General features: G+C 70.8%; 18 protein-coding genes. 13 read left to right on the top strand and 5 right to left on the bottom strand.

Annotated features, from left to right (window positions below):
• Positions 1 to 56 precede the first annotated feature (56 nt).
• Entirely contained in the window at positions 57 to 821 is a 765-nt protein-coding gene (locus ACGFZA_RS06545) for a DUF4190 domain-containing protein (RefSeq protein ID WP_393677517.1), read from the top strand.
• A 236-nt stretch (positions 822 to 1,057) separates the two neighbouring features.
• On the opposite strand, the gene ACGFZA_RS06550 is transcribed toward ACGFZA_RS06545, so the two are convergent.
• Positions 1,058 to 1,642, bottom strand: coding sequence for an NADAR family protein (locus ACGFZA_RS06550; RefSeq protein WP_393677519.1), 585 nt, complete (start codon positions 1,640 to 1,642; stop codon positions 1,058 to 1,060).
• 206 nt (positions 1,643 to 1,848) lie between these two features.
• On the opposite strand from ACGFZA_RS06550, the gene ACGFZA_RS06555 reads away from it, so the two are divergent.
• The 8 genes from ACGFZA_RS06555 to ACGFZA_RS06590 all read left to right on the top strand — a co-directional run bounded on the left by ACGFZA_RS06555 (position 1,849) and on the right by ACGFZA_RS06590 (position 11,554).
• The gene (locus ACGFZA_RS06555) at positions 1,849 to 3,363 is read left to right on the top strand and encodes a gamma-aminobutyraldehyde dehydrogenase (RefSeq protein WP_393677521.1); all 1,515 of its coding nucleotides are present in this window, start codon (positions 1,849 to 1,851) and stop codon (positions 3,361 to 3,363) included.
• 42 nt (positions 3,364 to 3,405) lie between these two features.
• Positions 3,406 to 4,656 carry a spermidine/putrescine ABC transporter substrate-binding protein gene (locus tag ACGFZA_RS06560; RefSeq protein WP_385281619.1) on the top strand — a complete coding sequence of 417 codons (1,251 nt, stop codon included), beginning with the start codon at positions 3,406 to 3,408 and terminating at the stop codon, positions 4,654 to 4,656.
• A 74-nt stretch (positions 4,657 to 4,730) separates the two neighbouring features.
• Positions 4,731 to 5,879 (top strand): ABC transporter ATP-binding protein, encoded by a 1,149-nt coding sequence (locus ACGFZA_RS06565; protein WP_385281623.1) that lies wholly within the window; start codon positions 4,731 to 4,733, stop codon positions 5,877 to 5,879.
• Entirely contained in the window at positions 5,876 to 6,802 is a 927-nt protein-coding gene (locus ACGFZA_RS06570) for an ABC transporter permease (RefSeq protein ID WP_385281625.1), read from the top strand. Before ACGFZA_RS06565 ends, ACGFZA_RS06570 begins: the two co-directional genes overlap by 4 nt.
• On the top strand, positions 6,802 to 7,602 hold the full coding sequence (locus ACGFZA_RS06575) for an ABC transporter permease (RefSeq protein WP_393677525.1): 801 nt from the start codon (positions 6,802 to 6,804) through the stop codon (positions 7,600 to 7,602). The genes ACGFZA_RS06570 and ACGFZA_RS06575 overlap by 1 nt, the downstream gene beginning before the upstream one ends.
• A 23-nt stretch (positions 7,603 to 7,625) precedes the next feature.
• Positions 7,626 to 9,041, top strand: coding sequence for an NAD(P)/FAD-dependent oxidoreductase (locus ACGFZA_RS06580; RefSeq protein ID WP_393677527.1), 1,416 nt, complete (start codon positions 7,626 to 7,628; stop codon positions 9,039 to 9,041).
• Between the two features lie 146 nt (positions 9,042 to 9,187).
• Entirely contained in the window at positions 9,188 to 9,637 is a 450-nt protein-coding gene (locus tag ACGFZA_RS06585; protein WP_393677529.1) for a hypothetical protein, read from the top strand.
• Positions 9,638 to 9,724: 87 nt separating this feature from the next.
• Positions 9,725 to 11,554: a chitinase gene (locus ACGFZA_RS06590; protein ID WP_385281634.1), complete on the top strand. Its 1,830-nt coding sequence runs from the start codon at positions 9,725 to 9,727 to the stop codon at positions 11,552 to 11,554.
• Here ACGFZA_RS06590 and ACGFZA_RS06595 read toward each other — a convergent pair.
• The gene (locus ACGFZA_RS06595; RefSeq protein ID WP_393677532.1) at positions 11,505 to 12,323 is read right to left on the bottom strand and encodes a phosphatase PAP2 family protein; all 819 of its coding nucleotides are present in this window, start codon (positions 12,321 to 12,323) and stop codon (positions 11,505 to 11,507) included. The two genes, ACGFZA_RS06590 and ACGFZA_RS06595, sit on opposite strands and share 50 nt — an antisense overlap.
• Positions 12,324 to 12,476: 153 nt before the next feature.
• The gene (gabT, locus tag ACGFZA_RS06600; protein ID WP_385281640.1) at positions 12,477 to 13,817 is read right to left on the bottom strand and encodes a 4-aminobutyrate--2-oxoglutarate transaminase; all 1,341 of its coding nucleotides are present in this window, start codon (positions 13,815 to 13,817) and stop codon (positions 12,477 to 12,479) included.
• Between the two features lie 442 nt (positions 13,818 to 14,259).
• Between gabT and ACGFZA_RS06605 the strand changes: the two genes are divergently transcribed.
• The 3 genes from ACGFZA_RS06605 (at position 14,260) to ACGFZA_RS06615 (ending at position 19,908) form a co-directional block, all read left to right on the top strand.
• Positions 14,260 to 16,611 carry an ATP/GTP-binding protein gene (locus ACGFZA_RS06605; RefSeq protein ID WP_393677535.1) on the top strand — a complete coding sequence of 784 codons (2,352 nt, stop codon included), beginning with the start codon at positions 14,260 to 14,262 and terminating at the stop codon, positions 16,609 to 16,611.
• A gap of 149 nt (positions 16,612 to 16,760) precedes the next feature.
• Positions 16,761 to 18,329 carry a PucR family transcriptional regulator gene (locus ACGFZA_RS06610; RefSeq protein ID WP_385281646.1) on the top strand — a complete coding sequence of 523 codons (1,569 nt, stop codon included), beginning with the start codon at positions 16,761 to 16,763 and terminating at the stop codon, positions 18,327 to 18,329.
• A 133-nt stretch (positions 18,330 to 18,462) separates the two neighbouring features.
• A complete protein-coding gene (locus ACGFZA_RS06615; protein ID WP_385281649.1) occupies positions 18,463 to 19,908 on the top strand; it encodes an aldehyde dehydrogenase family protein in 1,446 nt (481 codons plus the stop codon).
• A gap of 175 nt (positions 19,909 to 20,083) precedes the next feature.
• Here the strand turns inward: ACGFZA_RS06615 and ACGFZA_RS06620 are convergent, their stop codons facing one another.
• Positions 20,084 to 23,470, bottom strand: coding sequence for a S8 family serine peptidase (locus ACGFZA_RS06620; RefSeq protein WP_393677538.1), 3,387 nt, complete (start codon positions 23,468 to 23,470; stop codon positions 20,084 to 20,086).
• A 321-nt stretch (positions 23,471 to 23,791) separates the two neighbouring features.
• Positions 23,792 to 24,799, bottom strand: coding sequence for a TrmB family transcriptional regulator (locus ACGFZA_RS06625; RefSeq protein ID WP_385281655.1), 1,008 nt, complete (start codon positions 24,797 to 24,799; stop codon positions 23,792 to 23,794).
• Between the two features lie 250 nt (positions 24,800 to 25,049).
• On the opposite strand from ACGFZA_RS06625, the gene ACGFZA_RS06630 reads away from it, so the two are divergent.
• Positions 25,050 to 26,048 carry a class I SAM-dependent methyltransferase gene (locus tag ACGFZA_RS06630; RefSeq protein WP_393677541.1) on the top strand — a complete coding sequence of 333 codons (999 nt, stop codon included), beginning with the start codon at positions 25,050 to 25,052 and terminating at the stop codon, positions 26,046 to 26,048.
• The last annotated feature ends 44 nt before the right edge of the window (positions 26,049 to 26,092 follow it).

Raw genomic sequence — 26,092 nt, forward strand, 5'->3', positions numbered from 1 at the left:
GTCATCGTAGGACGACGCGGCCCGTAGCATGACGGGCATTACGATGGGGGAGGCCCATGTCAGACAGCTCAGAACGGCCCGCTGACGGGTCCGTGCCGCGAGATCCGTGGGCTCCGCCGGACAACAGGGTGCCGCTGGAGAAGAACACCGGGGATTCCGGCCCGCAGCAGGACGAGGTCACCGGGAATCCCGGTCCGCCCCCGGTGCACGACCAGCAGACGGTCACGTCGATGCCGGGCCCCGGGACGGGTCCGATACCCACGGCCGGTTTCGGCCCACCCGACCAGGGACAGCCCACCGGACCCTGGCAGGGCCCCGGTGCGGTGCCGCCACCGCCCGTCGGACCGAACGGTCCGGGTCAGCCGGTCCCGCCGCCCGCCGGCCAGTACGGCTACCCGGCCCCGCAGCAGGCGCAGTACGGCTACCCGGCCCCGCCGGTCCAGCAGTATCCGGGCTACCCCGGTTACGGCGGCCAGCCCGCCTGGGGAGCCGGGCCCGCCAACGGCATGGGCACGGCGGCGATGGTGCTGGGGATCCTGGCCATCTGCCTCTTCTGCGTCTACGGCATCCCCAGCCTCGTCCTGGGCGCGCTCGCGCTGATCTTCGGCATCATCGGCCGCAAGCGGGTCGCCCGCGGCGAGGCCGACAACTCCGGCCAGGCGCTGGCCGGGGTCATCCTGGGGTCCATCGGCATCGCCATCGGCATCATCATCATCGGAGGCCTCATCTGGCTCTTCGCCACGCATGCGGACGAGTTCAACGACGACACCTACGACGACGACACCTACGGGACGTCACTGGTCATCGACGACGCACGATGACGGCCTGTGCCGTCGGTGTCCTGCGTTGACGGCTTGTGCCGTCGGTGTCGTGCGATGACGTCGCCGGGCCGGGGCGCTGCCCGACGAACGGGCGGGGCGCTGTCCGACGGGCGGGCGCGATGACGGTTTCGGTCGGCGCCGACACCCGATGACGTCCCCGGGCCCTGCCCGGCAGGCGGCCGGGGAGCCGGGCCCGCGGGGCGGCAGGGGAGACCCCCGCCGCCCCGCGGGCCGTTTCATATGCCGCCCGATGCGCTCCGCAGCGTGGCGCGCGCCTCCATCAGCGCGAACCCCAGCAGATTCAGGCCCTGCCACGTCGCCGGATCCCCGGCACGGGGATCGTCCGCCGCCAGCCCGATGCCCCAGATCCGGTCCATCGGACTCGCCTCGACCAGTACCCGGTCGCCCGTGCCCAGAAGGAACCCGCCCAGCTCAGGGTTCTGGCCGAACTTGTGGACGCTGCCCGCCACCACCAGGCCGTACCGCTCGCGCTCCCAGACGGTCCCGTCGAAATCGCGGACCAGCCGGCCCACCTTCTTCGCCTCCGCCGGGGTCCTCGCCGACACCGCCCGCTCCACGGCCTCCGCGTCGCCGAACAGCTTCGCCTTGGCGGCCATCATCCAGTGCTCGGCCGACGCGTACGTCACCCCGCCGACGGTGAACGGCGCGGGCCACCACTGACTGAGGCAGCTCGCCCCGATCCGGCCGTCCGGGCGCGGCCGGTGCCCCCAGAACAGCAGGTACTTGACTCGCTCGCCCTCGTCCCGGCCGGCCCGCGACACGAGCTCGCCGACATTCCGGACCTCCCCGATGTGTTTCATGACACGCGAGTCTGGCATCCGCCACTGACACTACGTACGGGGAATTCCGTGCCGACGCGACACATGGTCGACAGATTCCGTCGCGTAACCAAAAGGCAACAACGGAATCACTTGTTGGGCTCGGTCCCCTCTGTCAGGATCGGCAGTCAATTCGAGCAGAAGCTACGCCGCCCCCGGTCTGCGGGGCAGCGGCGGAGGAGAGCGTGATGGGCAACAGCTTCCAGGTGCAGGACCGCTTCGCGGACGGCGCGCAGTACATCGGCGGAAGGCTGCGGTCCGGCACATCAGGACGCAGGCACGAGGTGGTGAATCCGGCCACTGGCGAAACCGTCTACACGTACGAGCTGGCCGGCGCCGCCGATGTCGACGCGGCCGTCGCCGCCGCGCGCGACGCGTTCCCCGGCTGGTCGGGCGCCACCCCCGCCGAACGGTCCGAGGCGATGCACCGCTTCGCCGCCGTCCTCGCCGAGCAGGCCGACGACTTCGCCTACGCGGAGTCCCTCCAGTGCGGGAAGCCGGTCAAGCTCTCCACCGAGTTCGACGTCCCCGGCACGGTCGACAACACCTCCTTCTTCGCCGGCGCCGCCCGGCACCTGGAAGGCAAGTCCGCCGCCGAGTACGACGGCGACCACACCTCGTACGTACGGCGCGAGGCGATCGGGGTCATCGGGTCCATCGCCCCCTGGAACTACCCGCTCCAGATGGCCGCCTGGAAGGTCCTGCCGGCCATCGCGGCCGGTAACACTATCGTGCTCAAGCCCGCCGAGATCACCCCGCTGACCTCGCTGATGTTCGCGCAGGCGGCCACCGAGGCGGGCATCCCGGACGGTGTGATCAACATCGTCACCGGCGCGGGCAAGGACGCGGGTGAGCACCTCGTCGGTCACCCCGACGTCGTGATGACCTCCTTCACCGGCTCCACGGCCGTCGGCAAGCGCGTCGCGGAGATCGCCACCTCCACCGTCAAGCGCCTCCACCTCGAACTCGGCGGCAAGGCCCCCTTCGTGGTCTTCGACGACGCGGACCTGGAAGCCGCGGTCAACGGAGCCGTCGCGGGATCCCTCATCAACACCGGCCAGGACTGCACGGCGGCCACCCGCGCCTACGTCCAGCGCCCGCTGTACGACGCGTTCGTGCAGGGCGTCGCCGCACTGATGGAGACCGTCCGGCTGGGCGACCCGTTCGACGCGAAGACCGACCTCGGCCCGCTGATCAGCCACGCCCAGCGCGACCGGGTCGCCGCCTTCGTCGAGCGCGCCCGTGCCTACGCCACCGTCGTCACCGGCGGCGAGGCCCCGGGCGGCGACCTCGCGGACGGCGCGTACTACCGGCCGACCCTGGTCGCCGGGGCCGCGCAGGACAGCGAGATCGTCCAGGCCGAGATCTTCGGCCCGGTCCTGGTCGTGCTGCCCTTCGACACCGACGACGAGGGCATCGCCCTGGCCAACGACACCCCCTACGGACTCGCGGCCTCCGCCTGGACCCGCGACCTGTACCGGGCCAATCGCGCCACCCGCGAGATCAAGGCGGGCTGTGTGTGGATCAACGACCACATTCCGATCATCAGCGAGATGCCGCACGGCGGATACAAGGCCAGCGGCTTCGGCAAGGACATGTCGTCGTACTCCTTCGAGGAGTACACGCAGGTCAAGCACGTCATGTACGACAACACCGCGGTCGCCCGGAAGGACTGGCACCGCACGATCTTCGGGGACCGATAACCCGGCCGGTCCGGCCGCCACCCACCCGAAAGGGCAACGCGTATGGAGAGTTACGAGCCCGAGCGTCTTTCCGCGGCCCAGATGGCCGCGATGCGCCGGAGTCTGACCCACGGCAGGGGAGCCCTCACCCGCCGGTCGATGCTGCGCGCCTCAGGCCTCGGCGCGCTCGCGATCGGCGGACTGGGGACGCTGAGCGCGTGCGGCATCCCGCCCGCCAAACGCGAGGGCGACGCGGCGGCCGCCTCGGACGACCACTCGGCCAAGGAGAAGCAGATCAACTTCTCCAACTGGACCGAGTACATGGACGTCAGCGAGGACGAGAAGCACCGGCCCACCCTGGACGCCTTCACCGAACGCACCGGGATCAAGGTCAAGTACACCGAGGACATCAACGACAACGTCGAGTTCTTCGGGAAGATCAAACCGCAGCTCGCGGCCGGTCAGGACACCGGCCGCGACCTGATCATCGTCACCGACTGGCTGGCCGCCCGCATCATCCGGCTCGGCTGGGCCCAGAAGCTCGACCCCGCGAACCTGCCGCACGCGTTCGCCAACCTCTCACCCCAGTTCCGCACCCCCGACTGGGACCCCGGCCGCTCCTACTCCTACCCGTGGACCGGTATCCCGACCGTCATCGCGTACAACGCCAAGGCGACCGACGGCCGCAAGGTCGACTCCGTGACGCAGCTGCTCGACGACCCCACACTCAAGGGCCGGGTCGGTTTCCTCTCCGAGATGCGCGACTCCGTGGGGATGACCCTGCTCGACATGGGCAAGGACCCCGGGAAGTTCACCGACGCCGACTACGACGCGGCGATAGGCCGGCTCCAGAAGGGCGTCGACAAGAACCAGATACGCCGCTTCACCGGCAACGACTACACCGCCGACCTCGACAAGGGCGACATCGCCGCCTGCGTCGCCTGGGCCGGCGACATCATCCAGCTCCAGGCCGGAAACCCGGACATCAAGTTCGCGATCCCGGCCGCCGGATACATCACCTCCAGCGACAACATGCTGGTCCCGGCCAAGGCCCGGCACAAGACCAACGCCGAGAAGCTCATGGACTACTACTACGAGCCCCCGGTCGCCGCCCAGCTCGCCGCGTACATCAACTACGTCTGCCCAGTCGACGGGGTCCGCGAGGAACTCGCCAGGATCGACAAGGCGATGGCCGCCAACACGCTGATCCTCCCGGACAAGGCGATGGCCGCCAGGTCGCACGCCTTCCGCTCCCTCAGCTCCGAGGAAGAGACGGCGTACGAGGAGAAGTTCGCCAAGCTCATCGGCGCCTGACCTCCCGCACCTCCTCCTGCCCCCTTCTCCGATCTCCCCCTGATCTCCCTCTGACACCACTGGGACTGCGATCCATGACACAGCAGCAGACAGGCGGCGACGTCCGCCTCACCGGGATCAGCAAGACGTACGGCTCGTTCGCCGCCGTCCAACCGCTCGATCTGAACGTCCCGCAGGGCTCCTTCTTCGCGCTGCTCGGCGCGTCCGGCTGCGGCAAGACCACCACCCTGCGGATGATCGCGGGCCTGGAGGAGGCCACCACCGGCACCATCTCGCTCGGCGGCCGGGACATCACCGGCCTCCCCCCGTACAAGCGGCCCGTCAACACGGTCTTCCAGAGCTATGCGCTGTTCCCGCACCTCGACATCACGGAGAACGTCGCCTTCGGACTGCGCCGGCGCGGCATCAAATCGGTCAAGAAACAGGTCGACGACATGCTGGAGCTCGTCCAGCTCGGCGACTTCGCGAAGCGCAAGCCGCATCAGCTCTCCGGTGGCCAGCAGCAGCGTGTCGCCGTGGCCCGCGCCCTGATCAACCACCCCCAGGTGCTGCTGCTCGACGAACCGCTCGGCGCCCTCGACCTGAAGCTGCGCCGTCAGATGCAGCTCGAACTCAAGCGCATCCAGACCGAGGTCGGCATCACGTTCATCCATGTCACCCACGACCAGGAGGAGGCCATGACCATGGCCGACACCGTCGCGGTGATGAACGCGGGCCGGGTCGAGCAGCTCGGCGCCCCCGCCGACCTGTACGAGAACCCGTGTACGACGTTCGTCGCCAACTTCCTCGGCACCTCGAACCTCATCGAGGGCGAGGTCGTCTCCGGCGGCGCCGACCTCGTCGTGGCGGCCGGCGGCGGGAAGCTGCGGCTGCCGGCCGACCGGTGCGCCGGGCCCACCGAGAACGGCGGCAAGCTGCTGCTCGGCATCCGCCCGGAGAAGATATCGCTCGTCCACGCCGACGACGCGGACGCGATAGCGGACGGGCGCAACCGGGTCACCGGCCGGATCGTGGACTCCAGTTTCATCGGCGTCTCCACGCAGTACGTGGTCGAGAGCCCGGCGGGCAAGGCGCTGCACGTCTACGAGCAGAACGTCGAATCCCGCACCGGCCTCACCCCCGGCGCCGAGGTCGTCCTGCACTGGAACCCGGCGCACACCTTCGGCCTGGACGCCGCCCAGGACATCGACGCCGGCGTGGAGACGGTGGAGGACGCGGCGTGAGCCTCACCAAGGAGGCACCACCGGCCCCCGCCACCGAGCCGGTCCTGCGCAAGCCCTCCACCCGTAAGCGCCTCGTCCCCTACTGGCTGCTGCTCCCCGGCATCCTGTGGCTCGTCGTGTTCTTCGCGCTGCCGCTCGTCTACCAGGCGTCGACCTCCGTACAGACGGGATCCCTGGAGAAGGGGTTCGAGGTCACCTGGCACTTCCAGACCTACTGGGACGCGCTGACCGACTACTACCCGCAGTTCATCCGCTCCCTGCTGTACGCCGGCACCGCGACGGTCCTGTGCCTGCTCCTCGGCTACCCGCTCGCGTACTTCATCGCGTTCAAGGCCGGCCGCTGGCGCAACCTGGTGCTGGTCCTGGTCATCGCCCCGTTCTTCACCAGCTTCCTGATCCGTACGCTCGCCTGGAAGACGATCCTGGCGGACGGCGGCGCGGTCGTCGACGTCCTGAACACGCTGCACGTCCTGGACGTCACCAGCTGGCTCGGCTGGACCGAGAACAACCGGGTCCTGGCCACCCCGATGGCCGTGGTCTGCGGCCTCACGTACAACTTCCTGCCGTTCATGATCCTTCCGCTCTACACCTCGCTGGAGCGGATCGACGGGCGGCTGCACGAGGCGGCCGGGGACCTGTACGCCACCCCAGCCACCACCTTCCGCAAGGTGACGTTCCCGCTCTCCATGCCGGGGGTCGTCTCCGGGACCCTGCTGACCTTCATCCCGGCCAGCGGTGACTACGTCAACGCGGAACTGCTGGGATCGACCGACACCAAGATGGTCGGCAGCGTCATCCAGACCCAGTTCCTGCGCGTCCTCGACTATCCGACGGCGGCCGCGCTCTCCTTCATCCTCATGGCGGTCGTCCTGGTCATGGTCACCGTCTACATCCGCCGCTCCGGGACGGAGGACCTGGTCTGATGCCCGTACTGCGCTGGCTGCGACGCCATCTGATCGTCATCGCGGGTCTGCTGACCCTCGCCTACATGATCCTGCCGAACATCGTCGTGATGGTGTTCTCCTTCAACAAGCCCAACGGCCGCTTCAACTACTCCTGGCAGCGCTTCTCGCTGGACGCCTGGAAGGACCCCTGCGGCGTCGCCGACATGTGCGGCTCGCTCTCGCTGTCCCTGCAGATCGCCGCCTGGGCCACCATCGGGGCGACCGTGCTCGGCACGATGATCGCGTTCGCGCTGGTCCGCTACCGGTTCCGGGCGCGCGGCGCGATCAACTCGCTGATCTTCCTGCCGATGGCGATGCCCGAGGTCGTCATGGCCGCTTCGCTGCTCACGCTCTTCCTCAACATGGGCGCGCAGCTGGGCTTCTGGACGATCCTCATCGCCCACATCATGTTCTGCCTCAGTTTCGTCGTGACGGCCGTCAAGGCGCGCGTCATGTCGATGGACCCGAGGCTGGAGGAGGCGGCCCGCGATCTGTACGCCGGACCGGTGCAGACCTTCGTGCGGGTGACCCTGCCGATCGCCGCCCCCGGAATCGCCGCGGGAGCGCTGCTCGCCTTCGCGCTCTCCTTCGACGATTTCGTCATCACCAATTTCAACGCGGGTTCGACCGTGACCTTCCCCATGTTCGTCTGGGGCTCGGCACAACGCGGCACACCCGTGCAGATCAACGTCATCGGTACGGCGATGTTCATCATTGCGGTACTGGTGGTACTCGCCGGCCAGCTGATCGCCAACCGGCGGAAGAACGCACGACCCTGAAAGTCCCGAAGGAGTTGGAAACCATGGCCCCAGCTGCCATGCGTACTGCCGCACATTCACTCGCCGACGCGAAACCGGTGTCGTTCTGGCTGGACGATCCCGGCAGGCCCGAGGCGCTTCCCGCACTCACCGGGGACGAGCACTGCGACCTCCTCGTCATCGGGGGAGGCTACAGCGGACTGTGGACCGCGCTGCTCGCCAAGGAACGCGAACCGGAACGCGATGTCGTACTGATCGAGGGGCACGAGACGGGCTGGGCCGCCTCGGGTCGCAACGGCGGATTCTGCGCCGCCTCCCTCACCCACGGGCTGCCCAACGGCCTGGAGCGCTGGCCGGACGAGATCGGGAAGCTGGAGGAACTGGGCGCGCGCAACCTCGACGCCATCGAGGCGGCCGTGGCCCGCTACTCCATCGACTGCGAGTTCGAGCGGACCGGCGAGATCGATGTCGCCACCCAGCCCCACCAGCTCGAAGAACTGCGGGAATGGCATCAGGAGACCGAGCGGCGCGGCTTCGGCGGAACCGAGTTCCTCGACCGGGACGAGCTGCGTGAACAAGTCGACTCACCGACATTCCTGGGCGGTCTCTGGGACCGGCGGGGGGTCGCGATGCTGCATCCGGCCAAGCTGGTCTGGGGGCTGAAGCAGGCCTGTCTCGACCTCGGGGTGAGGATCTACGAGCACACCCGCGGGCTGGAACTGGCCAGAACCGGAACCGGAATGGCGGTCCGGACGCCGTACGGAAAGGTCCTCGCCCGCCGCGTGGCCCTGGGGACGAACATCTTCCCGTCGCTCGTGAAGCGGGTCCGCCCCTACACGGTCCCGGTCTACGACTACGCGCTGATGACCGAACCGCTGACCGAGGACCAGCTCGCCGCCATCGGCTGGAAGAACCGGCAGGGGCTGGGCGACAGCGCCAATCAATTCCATTACTTCCGGCTCTCCGCCGACAACCGGATTCTGTGGGGCGGATACGACGCCATCTATCCGTACGGCGGCCGGCTCAGCGCCGAACTCGACCAGCGTCCCGAGACGTTCCTGAAACTCGCCGGACAGTTCTTCGCGTGCTTCCCGCAATTGGCCGGCGTGCGATTCAGCCATGCCTGGGGAGGTGCGATCGACACCTGTTCCCGGTTCTCCGCGTTCTTCGGTACGGCCCATCAGGGCAGGGTCGCCTACGCCGCCGGATTCACCGGCCTCGGCGTCGGCGCCACCCGGTTCGGAGCCGATGTCATGCTCGACCTCCTCGCGGGGGCCCGGACCGAGCGCACCACGCTGGAGATGGTGCGGACCAAGCCGATGCCGTTCCCGCCGGAGCCGCTCGCCTGGGCCGGGATCGAACTCACGAAGCGGTCGCTGGCCAGGGCCGACGACAACGGCGGCCACCGCAATCTGTGGCTGCGGACGATGGACCGCGTGGGTCTCGGCTTCGACAGCTGAGTCACGGGGCGCGAGCGCCGCGGCCTCCGTGACCCAGCTCACTACCGATTGGTAGCCGAACCCGCGTAATGGATCGGCCCGACCCCTGTCTCCCGGGTGAACGCACCGGCAACTCCTGCCGGTGCGACACGGAATGGAGGCCGGCCATGACGGGCGCGGAGGTCAAGGCAGCAGTGGGATGGCTCGCTTCGGTGGCGCCGGATCCGGACGCCTGCCGGTGGGAATGGGAGCGCAATCCGCGAGGGATCGCGCTCCTGCCCGCCGGCCGGCGCTGGGACGTGCTGATCCTCCCGGGGAAACTGGGCTATCCGACGCTCGACGTGCTCACCCGCCTCATCGACCGGCCGGGCCCGGTCCTCTCCGACTTCGGTGACGCCCGCATGGGCTTCTTCGTGCCGCCGGGCACGGTCTCCCGCTGGGTGGGCACGGGCGTACGGGGCGCGGGCCGGGGCACCTGGATCGTGGTCCCCCACCCGGGGCGGGCAGCCGTCGGCGGGGTCCGCTGGCTGATCCCGCCGGACGGGTCCGGCACACTCACCGACGCCACGCTGCTGGAACTGGCGATGCACGAAGCCGCGGCGGGAAGCAGGGATTAGAGGGCTGGGTGCCAGAGGTCTTGACAACCTGATTGGTCTGGACCATGTTGTGCGCCACACCCAATTCCCCCCTGCACGGAGGCCGTTGTGGAACGCACGGGACCCCCCGCCCGCATGACCGGACTTCTGGCCGCCTTCTCGGCTGCCCTGCTGGCTGTCGGCGGGCTGGCCGCCACGGCACCGGGCGCCGCCGCGGCCGACGCCGATCTGGCGCGCAACGGCACCTTCGAAGCCGGCCTGACCGGCTGGAACTGTACGGGCGGCAGCGGAGCCGCTGTCAGCACGCCCGTACACGGGGGTACCTCGGCGCTGAAGGCGACCCCGGCCGGCAGCGACAACGCCAAGTGCTCCCAGGCGGTGACGGTCAAGCCCGGCTCCACGTACACGCTGAGCGCCTGGGTGCAGGGCAGCTACGTCTACCTGGGTGCGGAGGGCACCGGCACGACGGACGTGTCCACGTGGACGCAGTCCGCCGGGGACTGGAAGCAGCTCACCACCACGTTCAAGACGGGCCCGTCGACCACCTCGGTCACCGTGTACACGCACGGCTGGTACGGCACCCCCGCCTACTACGCCGACGACCTCACCCTCGTCGGCCCCGGCGGCGACCCGGTCGCCCTTCCGGCGGTCCCCGCAGGCCTCAAGGCCGGCACGCCCACCGCCTCCTCGGTCCCGCTGTCCTGGACCGCCGCCACGGGTGCCACCGGCTACAACGTCTACCGGGGTGGCACGAAGGTCCTCTCGGTCAGCGGCACCTCGGCGACGGTGACGGGTCTGGCCGCCTCGACCGCGTACAGCTTCCAGGTCAGCGCCACCAACTCCGCGGGCGAGTCCGCGAAGTCCGCCGCCGTCTCCGCCACCACGGCCACCGGCAGCACCGGGGGAGGGGGCGGCACGGACCTGCCGGCCCACGCGCTCGTCGGCTATCTGCACTCCAGCTTCGCCAACGGCTCCGGCTACACGCGCATGGCGGACGTGCCCGACTCCTGGGACGTCATCGACCTGGCCTTCGGCGAGCCGACCTCCGTCACCTCCGGAGACATCCGCTTCTCGCTCTGCCCGGTCACCGAGTGCCCGAACGTCGAGTCCGTGGCCGAGTTCAAGGCGGCCATCAAGGCCAAGCAGGCCGCCGGCAAGAAGGTGCTGATCTCCATCGGGGGCCAGAACGGCCAGGTGCAGCTCGCCACCACCGCTGCCCGTGACACGTTCGTCTCCTCGGTCAGCAAGATCATCGACGAATACGGCCTCGACGGCCTGGACATCGACTTCGAGGGCCACTCGCTCTCGCTGAACACCGGCGACACGGACTTCCGCAGCCCCACCACGCCGGTCATCGTCAACCTGATCTCCGCGGTGAAGACCCTCAAGGCCAAGTACGGCGAGAAGTTCGTCCTCACGATGGCCCCCGAGACCTTCTTCGTGCAGCTCGGCTACCAGTACTACGGCTCCGGGCCGTGGGGCGGTCAGGACCCGCGCGCCGGGGCCTACCTCCCGGTGATCCACGCCCTGCGCGACGACCTCACCCTGCTGCACGTCCAGGACTACAACTCGGGTTCCATCATGGGTCTGGACAACCAGTACCACTCGATGGGCGGCGCCGACTTCCACATCGCGATGACCGACATGCTGCTGACCGGCTTCCCCGTCGCGGGCGACCAGACGAAGGTCTTCCCCGGCCTGCGCCCCGACCAGGTCTCCATCGGCCTGCCGGCCTCCACCCAGGCGGGCAACGGACACACCTCGCCGGCCGAGGTCACCAAGGCGCTGAACTGCCTGACGAAGAAGACCGACTGCGGCTCGTACGCCACGCACGGGACGTGGTCGGGTCTGCGCGGACTGATGACGTGGTCCATCAACTGGGACCGCTTCAACAACTGGGAGTTCTCGAAGAACTTCGACGCCTACTTCGGCGGCTGACCAGCCACAGCGCCACCAGCATCACCCCGCACAGGCACCAGCTGCCGAGCACATCCAGCGGCCAGTGGTAGCCGCGGAGCACCAGACCGATGCCCGTCGCCACCGTCATCAGGACGGCGGCGACGGGCATCATCCATGAGCGCCGCACGTGCGGGGCCAGCAGGAGCGCCGCGGCGCCGTAGGCGACCGCGGCTGTCGCCGCATGGCCCGAGGGGTAGTAGCCGGTGGCATCCGTCAGCGGCCCCGGACGGGCGATCCAGTCCTTGAGCGGGACGACGAGCAGCGGCACCGCGACCATGGCCAGGACGGTGGCGAGGGGGGCCCGGCGCTCGCCGCGCAGCAGGGTCAGGACGACCGCGCAGCCGAGGACCGGGAGCGCGACCTGCATGTTGCCGAGATCGGCGAGGCATTCGGTGAGCCACTGCGGGCCGTGTCCGACGAGGGCCCGGCCGGCGCGCTCGTCCAGGCGGCGCAGCGGCCCGTCGGCCTCGATCTGCCAGGTGATGAGCGCGAACAGGGCCGACAGGCCCGATACCAGGGAGAAGAAAAGGGCCGTCCGGCCCGGAACAGGGGGGGTTGTTCCGGGCCGGACGGTGGGACCGGCTTGCCGCGCGCCCCGGGGGGTGTGGGACGGGCGGCCATCCGATCGGTGAGGAGTTCCGGAGCCGGAGGCTCCAGTGGCGTGCGCGAAGGCACAACCAGGACGGTGCCGGGGAAGCTCCGACCCGGTATCGCCCGCAGTCCCCTGCGGGCGGGGTGTATCTCTCATCTGCGGAAACCGTACGTCAGGCGATGGGGGGACCGACAGGTCGAACGGTATCCCGCCATCGCCCCCGCACACCTTCTTCACAGGCCCTCACCTGGGCACCGGGCATCCCCGGAGAAAACGCCGTGCGGAGCCCCGGAAACCACGCCCGTGGGATCAGACTCCGGCGAACGCCTGCTCGATGACGTCGAGGCCCTCGTTCAGCAGGTCCTCACCGATGACCAGCGGCGGCAGGAAGCGGAGGACGTTTCCGTACGTGCCGCAGGTGAGGACGAGAACGCCCTCGGCGTGGCAGGCCTTCGCGAGCTGCGCGGCGACCTCCGGGTTCGGGTCCTTCGTGCCCGCCTTCACCAGCTCGATGGCGATCATCGCGCCGCGGCCGCGGATGTCCCCGATGAGGTCGCCGTTGGGCAGCTTCGACTGCATGTCGGCCAGCCGGCCCTTCATGACCTCCTCGATGCGCTTCGCCTTCCCGTTCAGGTCCAGCTCGCGCATCGTCTCGATGGCGCCGAGCGCTCCCGCGCAGGCGACGGGGTTCCCGCCGTACGTACCGCCGAGGCCGCCGGCGTGCGCCGCGTCCATGATCTCGGCGCGGCCGGTCACGGCGGAGAGCGGAAGGCCGCCCGCGATGCCCTTGGCGGTCGTGATCAGGTCCGGGACGATGCCCTCGTCCTCGCAGGCGAACCACTGACCGGTGCGGCAGAAGCCGGACTGGATCTCGTCGGCGACGAAGACGATGCCGTTGTCCTTCGCGAACTGCGCGATGGCCGGCAGGAAGCCCTTCGCCGGCTCGATGAAGCCGCCCTCGCCGAGGACCGGCTCGATGATGATCGCGGCGACGTTGTCCGCGCCGATCTGCTTGGTGATCTCGTCGATGGCCTGGGCGGAGGCCTCCGCGCCGGCGTTCTCGGCACCGGTCGGCCAGCGGTAGCCGTACGCCACCGGCACCCGGTAGACCTCGGGCGCGAACGGGCCGAAGCCCTGCTTGTACGGCATGTTCTTCGCCGTCAGCGCCATCGTGAGGTTGGTCCTGCCGTGGTAGCCGTGGTCGAAGACGACGACGGCGGTGCGCTTGGTGTAGGCGCGGGCGATCTTCACCGCGTTCTCGACGGCCTCGGCGCCCGAGTTGAACAGCGCGGACTTCTTGGCGTGGTCGCCCGGCGTGAGCGCGGCGAGTTGCTCGCAGACCTCGACGTAGCCCTCGTACGGCGTGACCATGAAGCAGGTGTGGGTGAAGTCGGCGAGCTGCGCGGAGGCGCGGCGCACGACGGCCTCGGCGGAGGCGCCGACGGACGTCACGGCGATGCCGGAACCGAAGTCGATCAGACGGTTCCCGTCCACGTCCTCGATGATCCCGCCGCCGGCGCGGGCGGTGAACACCGGCAGAGTGGAGCCCACACCTGCGGCGACCGTCGCCAGCCGGCGGGCCTGCAGCTCCACCGACTTCGGGCCGGGAATGGCAGTGACAACGCGGCGCTCCTGCGGAATTGCGGTCATGCGGGGCTCCTGGGGGTGTTTCGGACGCTTCTCTTTCTGCAGGCTAGGGCCTGTGCCGAGTTGTACCGCGGACGAAGGAACGGGGCTGGGTGCATGCGATCGCAAGGCGCCGGAGCACCCTGGTAGCGGAGCTACCAGGGCGTTTCGGCAACGCCGCGAGCGCGCGTGCCCAGCCCCGTGACGCCGTGGGGCAACTCGGTACAGACCCTAGGGGTGGGGGCGGGGGTCCGGCATGCTCCGATCGGGAGTGGTGGCCGGACCGCGTTGTCCGTCGCGGACATAGTGGGGGTGCGTGGCCGAGGCCGTGGCGCCCCCGGCAAGCCCCGAAGACATCCCTGACGGACCGCGTCCGGCGGGGTGGCGCGGGGCACTAGATTGTTGACTGCGGGTGCGTGCGCCCGGAGTTACCGGTCGGCGCTGGTCAGGGGACGAGGGACAGCACATGGACACCGAGGGCACGTACGACTCGCGCGGTACCCGCTCCGGCCCTCCGGTGCCGAGGCCCGCCGGCCCGCCCCCGTCCGGACTCCCGCCCCGTCCGGGGTACGCGCCCGCTTCGGGGCCCTCGCTCCGTGACTGGCTGAGCACTCCGCGCGCGGCCGCCGAGCCGGGCCTGTGGCGACTGGGTCACACCCCGCGTCCCGAGCAGGACCCGGACCGGGTGCCCGACCGTGCGCTCATCGGCGGGGCGGTCGTGGCGCTGCTCGCGGCCGTTCTCGTCTGGTCGCTGTGGCGCAATGGGTACATTCCGCACAGCAGGATCCTCCTTGAGCTGGTGACGCCGACCGACTGGTGGGGTCTCGAACGGCCTGAGGCGGCCCAGAACGCCATCTACATCTACAACAGCCTGGTCGCCGGTCTGGTGATCTACGGCTTCGGCCGGCTGGGCAACTGGTACGAGGTCTTCCGCCGGTATGCCGTCGTCCCCACCCAGCCCGGCCGGGCGCTGCGCACCGCACTGGTCGGTGCCGTACTCGTCTGGGCTTTCGTGAAGGCCGACGATCTGCTGCCCTTCTACTATCTGGTCCTCGGACTCACGCCGCGTTCGTGGCTGTTCGGCGGCACGAACGAGCAGAACGCGGCGAGCCTGGAGCATTTCGGCACCGTCTACCACCTGGTGGGCGCCGCCGTGATCCTGTTCCCCATCGCCCGGGCGGGTGACTGGCTCACCTGCGTGCGGGGGTCCCTCGCCGGAGGGAAGAGGGAGCCGGAGGCGGCGACGCCTGACGCGAACCCCGCCGACTGGCCCCAGCTCCGCACCGCCGGTCAGACGGCGGTCGCGGATCGTCTGATGGCGGACGAGCGGGCCGGGCGCATGAACGACGTCGACTTCGTACGGATCCGGCGCGCCTGGGCCTCCGTGCAGGCCGACGCCTCGAAGCTCGGCCGGTTCGCCGACGCCGTGCTCGGCCAGGGCGCACACGCCTGTCTGCATCCGTCCGGCGACCGGGACCTCCCGGTCCGTACCGCCACCCACGACCTGCTCACCGCACAGGTGCGTCTCGGCCGGTACGCGGAGTTCGAACGCAACCCGGCGGCCCGCCGGGGCGCGGGCGCCGCCGTCGACCCGCGCTCCCTGGGTTCCTCGCTGCTCGCGGTCGGTCCCTTCGGCTCGGGCAAGACCCGGCACGTGGTGCGGCCCGTCGTGGAATCACTCGCTCTCCAGGCCCTCGCCGGCAAGGCGGCTGTGGTCGCGGTCTGCGCCTCGGGAACCCAGCTGGGCCACGACAACGGTTTCGACGTGGTCGTCAGGCCGGGTGACCCCGCCTCGGTCCACGACTTCGACCTCTACGGCGGCACCGACAACCCCGACGAGGCGGCGGCCATGCTGGCCGAGGCCCTCGCCGGTGACGTGCCCGAGGTGGACGTGCAACGGGCCGCGACCGCTCTTGCCCAGCTCATCGGGCCCTATCGCGCGGCCCATGGGCGTTTCCCGGCGATCCCGGTGCTGCGTGAGCTGCTCGACGGGTCGTCGGCCGCGACCGCGGACCTGCGCGCCCGGCTGGACACGGACGCGCACCACTCGTACATCCGCGAGCTCGACGCCCGTGCGCGACAGTCGGGAGCGCCGGGCGATCCGGGGCTCACTCTCGCCGACCGGATCGCCGTCCTGGACCGTCCGGCCTTCGCGGGATTCTTCGACACGACCGGTGAGACCCGTCCCTTCTCGCTCCGCACCCTTGAGCACCCCCTGCGGGTCCGCATCGACCTGCCGGAGCGGGCCCACCCCGAGGCCTCGCGCATCATCACCAGGCTGGTGCTCGCACAGTTCACCTCGGGCGCGGCCGCCCGCAGGGACCGTTCCCTGTTCGCCTTCCTGGCTCTGGACGACGCCACCCACGCCCTCACGTCCGAGTCCGTACGGGCCGTGCAGCGCCTGCGGAACTCCAACGCCGGGGTCCTGTTCACGCTGCGCGCGCTCGGCGACGTGCCGGAGAGCCTGCACACCGCGCTGCTCGGCTCGGTCGGCTGCCATATGACGTTCTCCGGGGTGACGACCTGGGACGGACAGCTCTTCGCGAAGGCGTGGGGGACCGAATGGGTGGAGACCACGGAGGTCGCCAAACACACGGTCTTCGCCGACCAGCCCCTCACCCGTGCCATGCACGCGTTGCGCAAGCTGGCCACAGGGAAAGCCGTGACGACCGACGCGGTCACCGTGCGCAAGGTCGAACGTGAGCGCTGGTCGGCTTCCGATCTGGCGCACCGCGTGCCCAGCGGCCACGCCGTACTCTCCCTGACCACGGTCCGGGGCGAGCACGCGCCGCCGCTCCTGGTGGACCTTCGCGACTGACCGAGCGCGGACGACCTGTCCGTCCTGGCAGAATCGGGGTGAGCCGTTCATACGCAGCGGCCAATGCCGCCCCGCGTGGCAGCCGTGCCGGCACACGGAGCGGCCCCTGCTCGATGCCCCCGTCCCCTCCCAAAGGTCCCCCGATCCCCATGCCCCCCACTCTCGCCTCGCTCGTCCAGCACTCGGCGCTCAAACTCACGGTGCGTGCGGGGGCGGACCGGCTCGACACGCCCGTGCGCTGGGCGCACGCCAGCGAGCTGGCCGACCCCGTCCCCTACATGGAAGGCGGGGAGCTCCTCCTGGTCACCGCGACCAACCTGGACGCGGAGGACCCGGACGTGATGCGGCGGTACGTACGACGGCTGGCGGGGGCCGGAGTCGTCGGGCTGGGATTCGCGGTCGGGGTCACCTACGACGACGTACCGCAGCCCCTGGTCGACGCCGCCGAGGAAGCCGGGCTGCCCCTGCTCGAAGTGCCGCGCCGCACCCCGTTCCTCGCCATCGCCAAGGCCGTCTCCTCGGAGATCGCCGCCGATCAGTACCGGGCCGTCACCGCGGGCTTCGAGGCACAGCGGGAACTCACCCGGGCGGCCCTCGCGGGCGACGGCCCCGCGGAACTCCTCACCCGGCTCGCCGCTCATGTCGACGGCTGGGCCGCGCTGTACGACGCCTCCGGGGCCGTCGTCGCCGCCGCCCCCGACTGGGCGGCCCGCCGCGCCGCCCGGCTCACCCCCGACGTGGAACGCCTGCGGGAGCGTCCGGCGCCGGCCAGCGTCGTCGTCGGCGACAGCGACGACCGCGTCGAGCTCCAGTCCCTGGGCACCGGCCGGCGGGCCCGCGGCGCACTGGCCGTGGGCACCGGGGCGGCGCTCGGCACCGCGGAGCGCTACGCGGTGCACTCGGCGGTCGCCCTGCTCACCCTCACCACGGCCCGCTCCCGTTCCCTCCAGGGCGCCGAACAGCGGCTCGGCGCCGCGGTGCTGCGCATGCTCCTGGCAGGCCAGCCCGACCACGCCCGCGGCGTCGCCGGGGATCTGTACGGCGGGCTGCTGGACGCGCCCTTCCGGCTGCTCATCGCCGAGGCCGCGGAACCCTCGACCACGGCGCAGCTGACCGAGGCCATGGAGACGGCCGCCGCCCGGTCCGGGGAGGCGCTGCTCACGGTGCCCGAGGGCGAACGCCTCGTCGTGCTCGCCGCCGACGGCGGGGCCGCGGTCGCCGCCTGCGCCGCCTACGCCGAGGCCCAGGAGGCCGCGCCTCCGCGCGAACCGGCCGCGGAGGACGGTCAGGTGGTCGTCGGCCTCTCCGCCCCGGCGGGACCGATCGCCGTCTCGGCCGCGTACAAGCAGGCCGAACAGGCACTCTCGGTGGCCCGCCGCCGCGGCCGGGCCCTGGTCGAGCACGAGGAGCTGGCGGCCGGATCCGTACTGCCGCTGCTCGCCGACGACGCGGTCAGGGCCTTCGCCGACGGCATGCTCCGTGCCCTGTACGAACACGACGCCAAGGGGCGGGGCGACCTCGTCGCCTCTCTGCGGGCGTGGCTCTCCCACCACGGCCAGTGGGACGCCGCCGCCGCGGACCTGGGCGTCCACCGGCACACCCTGCGCTACCGCATGCGACGCGTGGAAGAGATCCTGGGCCGTTCGCTGGACGACCCGGACGTGCGGATGGAGCTGTGGCTGGCCCTCAAGGTGGCGAGCCCCCCGATGGCGCCGTAGCCCCTCGCTCCCCTGCGACAAACCGGCGCACCCCGGCCCGCCTGTGCTCCACCCCGGACAAACGCCAGGCGGACACCGCGGCCCTACGGTGGGGGACGGAAACACCCCACGACATCGAAGGGCCGGAACCTCCATGACCTCCACCCACGCCTTCTGGCTGGCCGGCCGCGAGGCCACCGGCGAGGAAAGCTTCGACGTCACCAACTCCTGGGACGGCCGGCTCGTCGGCACGGTCAGCGTGCCCACCGAGGCCCAGGTCGAGGAGGCCGTCGCCGCCGCACACGCCGTGCGCGACGAGTTCGCCGCGACCCCGGCCCACGTCCGCGCCGCCGCGCTCGACCACGTGGCACGCCGGCTGACGGAGCGCACCGAGGAGATCGCCCAGGTGATCTCCGCCGAGAACGGCAAGCCCATCAAGTGGGCGCGCGGCGAGGTCGGCCGGGCCGTCTCCGTGTTCCGCTTCGCCTCCGAGGAGGCCCGCCGCTTCAACAGCGGTGACGCCCAGCGCCTGGACACCGACGCCGGCGGCACCGGCCGTCTCGGCCTGACCCGCCGCTTCCCGCGCGGCACGGTCCTCGGCATCGCGCCGTTCAACTTCCCGCTGAACCTGAGCGCGCACAAGGTCGCCCCGGCCATCGCCGTCGGCGCTCCGATCATCCTGAAGCCGGCCCCGGCCACCCCGATCTCGTCCCTGATCCTGGGCGAGCTGCTGGCCGAGACCGACCTGCCGGCCGGCTCCTGGTCCGTGCTGACGGTCCCCAACGACCGCATGCCCGCCCTCGTCCAGGACGAGCGCCTGCCCGTGATCTCCTTCACCGGGTCCGCCCCGGTCGGCTACTCGATCATGGACTCGGTGCCGCGCAAGCACTGCACCCTGGAGCTCGGCGGCAACGGCGCCGCGGTCGTCCTCGCCGACTACGCCTCCGAGAAGGACCTGGACTGGGCCGCGACCCGCATCGCGACCTTCTCCAACTACCAGGGCGGCCAGTCCTGCATCTCGGTACAGCGCGTCATCGCGGACGCCGCGGTCTACGACCGGCTCCTGCCGAAGATCGTCGCGGCCGTCGAGGCCCAGGTCACCGGTGACCCGTCCGACGCAGCCACCGACGTCGGCCCGCTCGTCGACGAGAAGGCCGCCCAGCGCGTCGAGTCCTGGGTCGACGAGGCCGTGAAGGCCGGCGCCCAGCTGCTCGCCGGAGGCAAGCGCGACGGGGCGACGTACGCGCCGACCGTCCTCGCCGAACTCCCCGACGGCGTCACCCTCTCCCACGAGGAGGTCTTCGGGCCGGTCCTCTCGGTGCAGAAGGTGGACGGCGAGGCCGAGGCCTTCGCCTCCGTGAACTCCTCCAAGTACGGCCTCCAGGCAGGGGTGTTCACCCATGACCTGCAGACCGCCTTCCGCGCGCACCGCGCGCTGGAGGTCGGCGGCGTGATCATCGGCGACGTCCCCTCGTACCGCGCCGACCAGATGCCGTACGGCGGCGCCAAGCAGTCCGGCGTCGGCCGCGAGGGCGTCCGCTACGCGATGGACGACTACACCTACGAGCGCGTCCTGGTCCTCACCGGCCTCGCCCTGTAGTCCTGCCTTCACCCGCCCGGACAGCCCTGGGGGACCGGCGCGGGACGAACGCGCGGCAGCCCCGGCAAGCGAACCGCTTGCCGGGGCTGTGTCCTGCACCGGGACGTGCAGCGTCTCGGTGGTCACGATGCAGGACAGGGGACGGCCCGGCGGACCGCCCGGCCGTACCGCGTGGCTACCGGACGTCGTAGGCGCGGGTGATGGTCTGAGCGACCGCGTTGCCGTTCGCGTCGGTGAGCGAGGTCTTCGTCATGACCTGCTTGCCGGTCGACCCCGTGAGGTCGAGAACCGCCGTCCACGTGCCCTTCTTCCGCTCGGTCGGCGCCTGGACCCAGGTGGTGCCGCCGTCGAGGGAGTAGGACAGCGAGGCGGCCGTGACCGCACCCGGGGTGTACCCGGCGTGACCCTCGACCGACAGGCCGATCCCGATACCGCTCTTCGCCGGAAGGGTGTTCATGCCGTCGGCCGGCACGTCGTACTTCGGGACGAGGATCGGCAGGCCGCGGGAGTAGACGTCCGGCTCCCGGTGGGAGCGGAAGCTCCACGTGGTGGTGGCGGCGGTGGAGCGCAGCCAGTTCTTGTCCGCGGACGGAATCTTCTCCAGGATCTGGGTGAGTTCGTACGCGGAGTCCTCGTCCGGCACGGTGAACACGCCGTACGGATCGACCCTGGTGGCGATCTGCTCGCCGTTGCGCTTCAGCACCAGCTTGCCGAGGTCACCGAACGACCCGCCATAGGTCCAGTGATCGCCCGACTCGTCGAGCCAGAGTGCGTTCTGGAAGCCGATCAGGTCACCCTGCCGCTCGGCGGCCAGCATCGGCTTGCCGTCGGCGTCGCGCGGTGCGGCCGGCCGCAGAGGGCCGCCGTACCACTCCTCGTTACGCCGCTCGCCCGCCCGGTAGACGCGCTCCTGGTCGCCCATGAAGGCGGCGAACGGGAAGCTGGTCATCGCGCCGTGGTACCAGGCCTCGTCACCGGTCGTGTAATAGGCGGTGCGGACGGCGGGCACGTGGACCGTACCCATCGGGGCCACCGGGAGGTAGGCGTCACTGCCCCCGGCGGGGCGGATGAACAGCGCGTCGACGTAGTCGGCCTCCTTGCCCATCGCCTTCCAGGTCTCGGTGACCCGGGCCAGGCCGGAGTCCCGGGTCCGGTAGACCTGGTCGGAGGAGAGCGGGCCCCGGGTCGGGAACGACAGGTTGTAGACGTAGGGCGAGCCTCCCTCGGAACCGGTCGCACGCCAGGTGGACCGGAACTCGAAGGTGCCCTCGCCGGCCCGTCCGTCGACGTCCGCGTAGAACGCGTGGACGGCGCTGTCGGCCGAGAGGGACGCGGATATCTGCCAGGTGTCGTCCCAGGTGCGGGCGTAGCTGAACGTGGTGTTGCTCACCGTCGAGGGGCGGTCGGTGCGCACGCTCAGCCGGTGGGCCCTGCGGGCGTCGAGGACGACGGTGGTGTCACGGGTGATCCGGAGCTGCGGCCGTGCCAGGTAGCTGACCGATTCGGCCGCCTTGTCGGCGTCGTACGTCGTCACGAAGCTGCTGAGGGAGTAGTCGCCCGGACGCACGCGGTACGTCTGGTCGGCCGCACCCGCGTTGGTGCGGCGCTCGCCCCTGTTGATGTCGAGGCTGACGAGGTCAAGGGACGACGTGCCCGTCGCGGGCTTGCCGTCGCGGCCGATGGCCTTGACCCGGAGCGTGACCGTCTCCGGCTCGACGTAGAGCGTGACGGGCACGGAGACGTGCGCACCGCCGCCGGTGGCCAGGATCCGTCCGGTGACCGCACCGTACTGGCCGTCCCGCAGCCGGGCCGTGGGGTCGATCCGTACCGGAAGCTGTGCGGTGGCCCCCGCGGGGACCTTCAGCCTGCCGGACGCCGGCTCGATGATGCCGGACCCGATCTCGCTGCCGTCGTTGCCGTGCACACCGCCGGCCTTCACGCTCAGGGTGAGGTCGCTGCCGGTGGTGTTGGTGAAGGGCACCTGCACGGTGGTGCGGTCCGAGGAGTCCTGCGGCCAGTTGTAGCTTCCGGCCTGGACGGCGGGTGCGGAGAACACCTTCTGGTTCACCGCGCCGAACACGTCGAGGACCCCGCCGCCGGTCTCGCCGGCACCGGCGACCTTCCCGCCGGTGCGGGCCGAGGAGACCAGGGCGGCCTTGATCCGCTGCGCGGACCAGTCCGGGTGGGCCTGGCGGACGACGGCCGCGGCGCCCGCGACGTGCGGGGTGGCCATGGAGGTTCCGGACATCGTCCGGTAGGCGTAGACACCGCGGCCGCCCGCACTGGCCGCCGAGATGTCGACGCCGGGGGCGGCGATCTCGGGCTTGAGAGTGTGGGTGACGGCCACGGGGCCGCGGCTGGAGAACGGTGCGGTGGTGTCGTCGCGGTCGACGGCTCCGACGGTCAGCACGCCGGGCACGCAGCCGGGCGAGGAGACGGTCTGGGTGCTCGGTCCTGCGTTGCCGGCGGCGATGACGAACAGCGTGTGCGTGTTCTTCGAGAGCTCCGCCGTGGCCTGGGCCATCGGGTCGTCGCAGTCGCCGATCGTGGGGTTGCCGAGGCTCATGGAGACGACGTCGGCCTTCTGGTCGACGGCCCACTGCATGCCCGCGATGATCCAGGAGTCCAGGCCGTAGCCCTGGTCGTTGAGTACCTTGCCGACGAGCAGCGAGGCGCCGGGGGCGACGCCCTTCTTGCGGCCGTCACTGGCCGCTCCGGATCCGCCGACGGTGGAGGCGGTGTGGGTGCCGTGACCCACCCGGTCGTCGGTGTCCTTGGAGTCCGTGAAGTTCTCGGACGCGGCGACCCGGTCCACCAGGTCCGGGTGCCCGGCGTCCACACCCGTGTCCAGCACGGCGACCTTGGTGCCCTTGCCGTCGTATCCGGCGGCCCAGGCCTCCGGGGCGTGCACCTGCGCGGTGGACCGGTCCAGCGTGGCCTCGGCCTTGCCGTCCAGCCACAGCTTCTTCAGTGTCGAGGCGGAACGTGAACGGGCGCCGGTGACGTCCTGCCAGAAGTCGGCGGCGGTGTCCTTGCCCGCCTTGAGCGCGACGCCGTCCACAGCGGGGAGGCTCAGGCCCCGCTCGGAACCTCGGGGGGCCGCCGGTGCGCTCTCGGCGACGTTCACGCTCTTGTCGTACGTGGCGATGAGCGGCAGCGCGTCCGTGTGCGCGTCGTCGTACCCCTGGCGGATGAGCCCGGTGACGTTGAACAACTGCTCGTCGACCTTGCCCTCGGCGATCGCCCCGGCGGCGGTCTCGGGGTAGACGTAGAGGTCCTTGCCCATCTGACGGGTCTGGAACGTCGGCTGCTCGCCGTCCGCGCGGGGCAGCACGGCAGCGGAGCTGCGGCCCGACGGGTCCGTCGTCACCAGCACCTTGTCGCCGGTGACGAGCGTGACCGTCGCCTGCTTGCCGCCCTGTGCGGCGGCGCTGCCGACGAGGGGTCTCCTGCCCGCGGCACCGTCGGGCGGAGGATCCGCCGCCCCGGACGGCGTGACCGCGGTGACGGCCAGGGCGACGGCGGTGGCCGTGCCCAAGGCTATACGCGTGATGGAGCGCATGAATTTCCCCACTTGATTGTGTGAAATGCCCTAGTGCCGCTGCAGCCTGGCAGACATGCGGATGACGTAGGGATGTCGCGCGTGACGGGTTTCCCGCATGTCGGATTTCCGTCACGCGGCCCCGTCCCGGTGCCGCGCGCCCGGCGGGGCAGAAGGGTCCGGCCCTCTCAACCGCCCCCCGGCGCAGCGATCGCCGCGGTTCCGGGCGGGACCGCGATCACCTCCGGGGAGCGCAACCGGAACGCATGGCGGGGGTGCCGAACCGGCCGCGGGTGACCGCCGGCAGGCGGATGCCCCGTGGCCCTCACGCCCGGGGTGCGGTCAGAGCCAGTTCGCGCGTGCGGCGTGCCACCCCAGCTGCAGGCGCGAGTCCGCTCCGGCAAGGTCCATCAGACGGCGGGTCCGCCGCTCCACCGTGCGTATGGAGAGGCCGAGTTGGGAGGCGGCGCGCCGGTCGGAGATCCCGGCGAGCAACAGGGCGAGGACTTCCAGTTCCCCCTCGGTCGGCGGCTGCTCGGTCGTCGTCTCCACCCGGACACCCGTGGGGACGGCGTGCAGCGGCCGCGCCTGGGCCCACTCCTTCTCGAAGAGATGGACCAGGGCCGTCAGCAGCCCGCTGCGGTGCACCACGATGGCGCTCGGCTCACCGCCGGAGTCCGTCATGTCCAGCGGCACCATGGCGCGTTCCCGGTCCGACACGACCATCTTCAGCGGCAACGACTCGACCAGGCGCATCTGGAGGCCGGCCGAGATGGCCGTCTTCATGTCCGTCACCAGCCCGGGCCCGTCGAGGTAGTCCCGTGCGGCCACGACCCGGAAGTCGACTCCGCGGTCCAGCGCGGAATTCTCCGACATGTCGGCGTCCTCCCGCGGCACCGCGATGGTCTCGCCGACGAGGAAGACGAGCAGTTCCCGCTGAGCGCCCCGCTGCAACTGGTGGAACCGGTGGGCGACCTGCTCCACGCCGACGACCACCTCCACGATGCTGCCCGCAGGGTGTGCGGCGGTGGCGCTGTACTGCTCGGTCAGCATCGAGAACGCGGTCTCCGCCCGGTGCAGTGCGTTGCGCTGCTCGACGAGGAACGGAGCCAGTGCCACCGAGGGGGGTGTCAGCCGGTAGCGCGCGGGTTCACCGTCGGCTGCCCCGTGCCCGGCGTCCGTGGCGTCTGCCACCAGGCCGCGTGCCGCCAGGTCGATCAGGACACGGTGCGTCTCGGCCTCGTCGAGACCGGTCTGCCGGACGAGTTCCTGCGCCGATGCCGCCGGGCGGGCCAGCAGCGCGGTGTAGACGGCCTCTTCGGCCGGGCCCAGTCCCAGTGCCTGCAGCATCCGGCTCTCCCTCGGGCGGCCACCGTGCGTGGCCTGGCGGAGCCCGGGTGGACCGATCGGATTCTTCCCGGCCGAACCCTATCCCGCCGGTCCGCCGGCGCTCCCGGAAGGGGAACACCCGCCCAACCCCCCATGTCCCGCACGTGACGGTACGGCCAAACGTCCTGCTCGCCGCCGGATTCCACTGCCGGACGACGGGGGCCCGAAGCTAGCATCGCCGTCCGTACATCCGATCGACCGCGAGGTACCCGTGGCAGCCCTCAGCACGTTCTACTCCCGACTGGACGACGTCGAGCTCCCGGACGCCATTCCCTACTCCCAGGTGAGCACGTGGGAACTGCGCTTCCTCTTCCTGCTGGGGCGTCACCGGCTCACCGGCCGCGGCCAGATCGTGGAGCTGGGATCCGGCGGTGGCGGGTCGACCTACGCGCTCGCGCTCGGGCTGCGGCAGAACCCTGCCTTCGACCCCGAGACCGACAGGCTGCACGCGTACGACTTCTTCCGGGTCGGCAAGGGAACCTTCGCCTCGGAGAAGTTCTTCTCGGCCGGAGTCGCACCCGACGACAGCAACTCCTTCCTCGATGACTTCAAGGACAAGCTGAAGCCGTTCATCGACTTCGTCGAGCTGCACCCCGGGGACATCTGGCAGACCTCCGACCCCGAGGACCGCCGCCCCATCGAGTTCCTCCACGTCGACATCGCCAAGACCGCGCGGGTCTTCCGCTGCGTGGCGGAACGTTTCCTGCCCCGGCTGGAGCCGGGCTCCGTGCTGCTGCACCAGGACTTCGCCAGCCCCCGGCTGCCGTGGCTGCACTACAGCACCGGGTTGCTGCTGCCGTACATCGAGATCGCGGGTCCCCCGATCCGCTCCACCCTGGCCTTCGAGGTGGTCAGGCCGATCCCGCAGGACGTGCTGCGGGCCATCGCGGAGGACTCGTTCAGCACGGACGAGAAGCTCGCGCTGATGACGGACGTCCAGGAGGTCCTCGACAGGGACCACACGGGCGGCATCCCGTTCAAGGCCGTGATCGAACTCGCCAAGGCCTATGTCGCCCACTACGAGGGTGACCACCGGCGCGCGTGGCGGATCGCCGAACCGCTCGTCTCGGATGCCTACCTCGCCCGGACCCGCAAGGACCACTTCGCCCAGCTGGAGAAGGCTCTTCAGCGGGACAGCGCCGCCACCGGATCCGGCAGCGGTGCCCGTGCCCTCACCCGGCTGTTCCGGAAGGTGGCCGGACGGGCCTGAGCCCCGCCGCCCGGAGGGAGCCGGTCCGCGGAAGCCGCGCGTCC

Source organism: Streptomyces sp. NPDC048211, assembly GCF_043202315.1.
Taxonomy (GTDB): Bacteria; Actinomycetota; Actinomycetes; order Streptomycetales; family Streptomycetaceae; genus Streptomyces.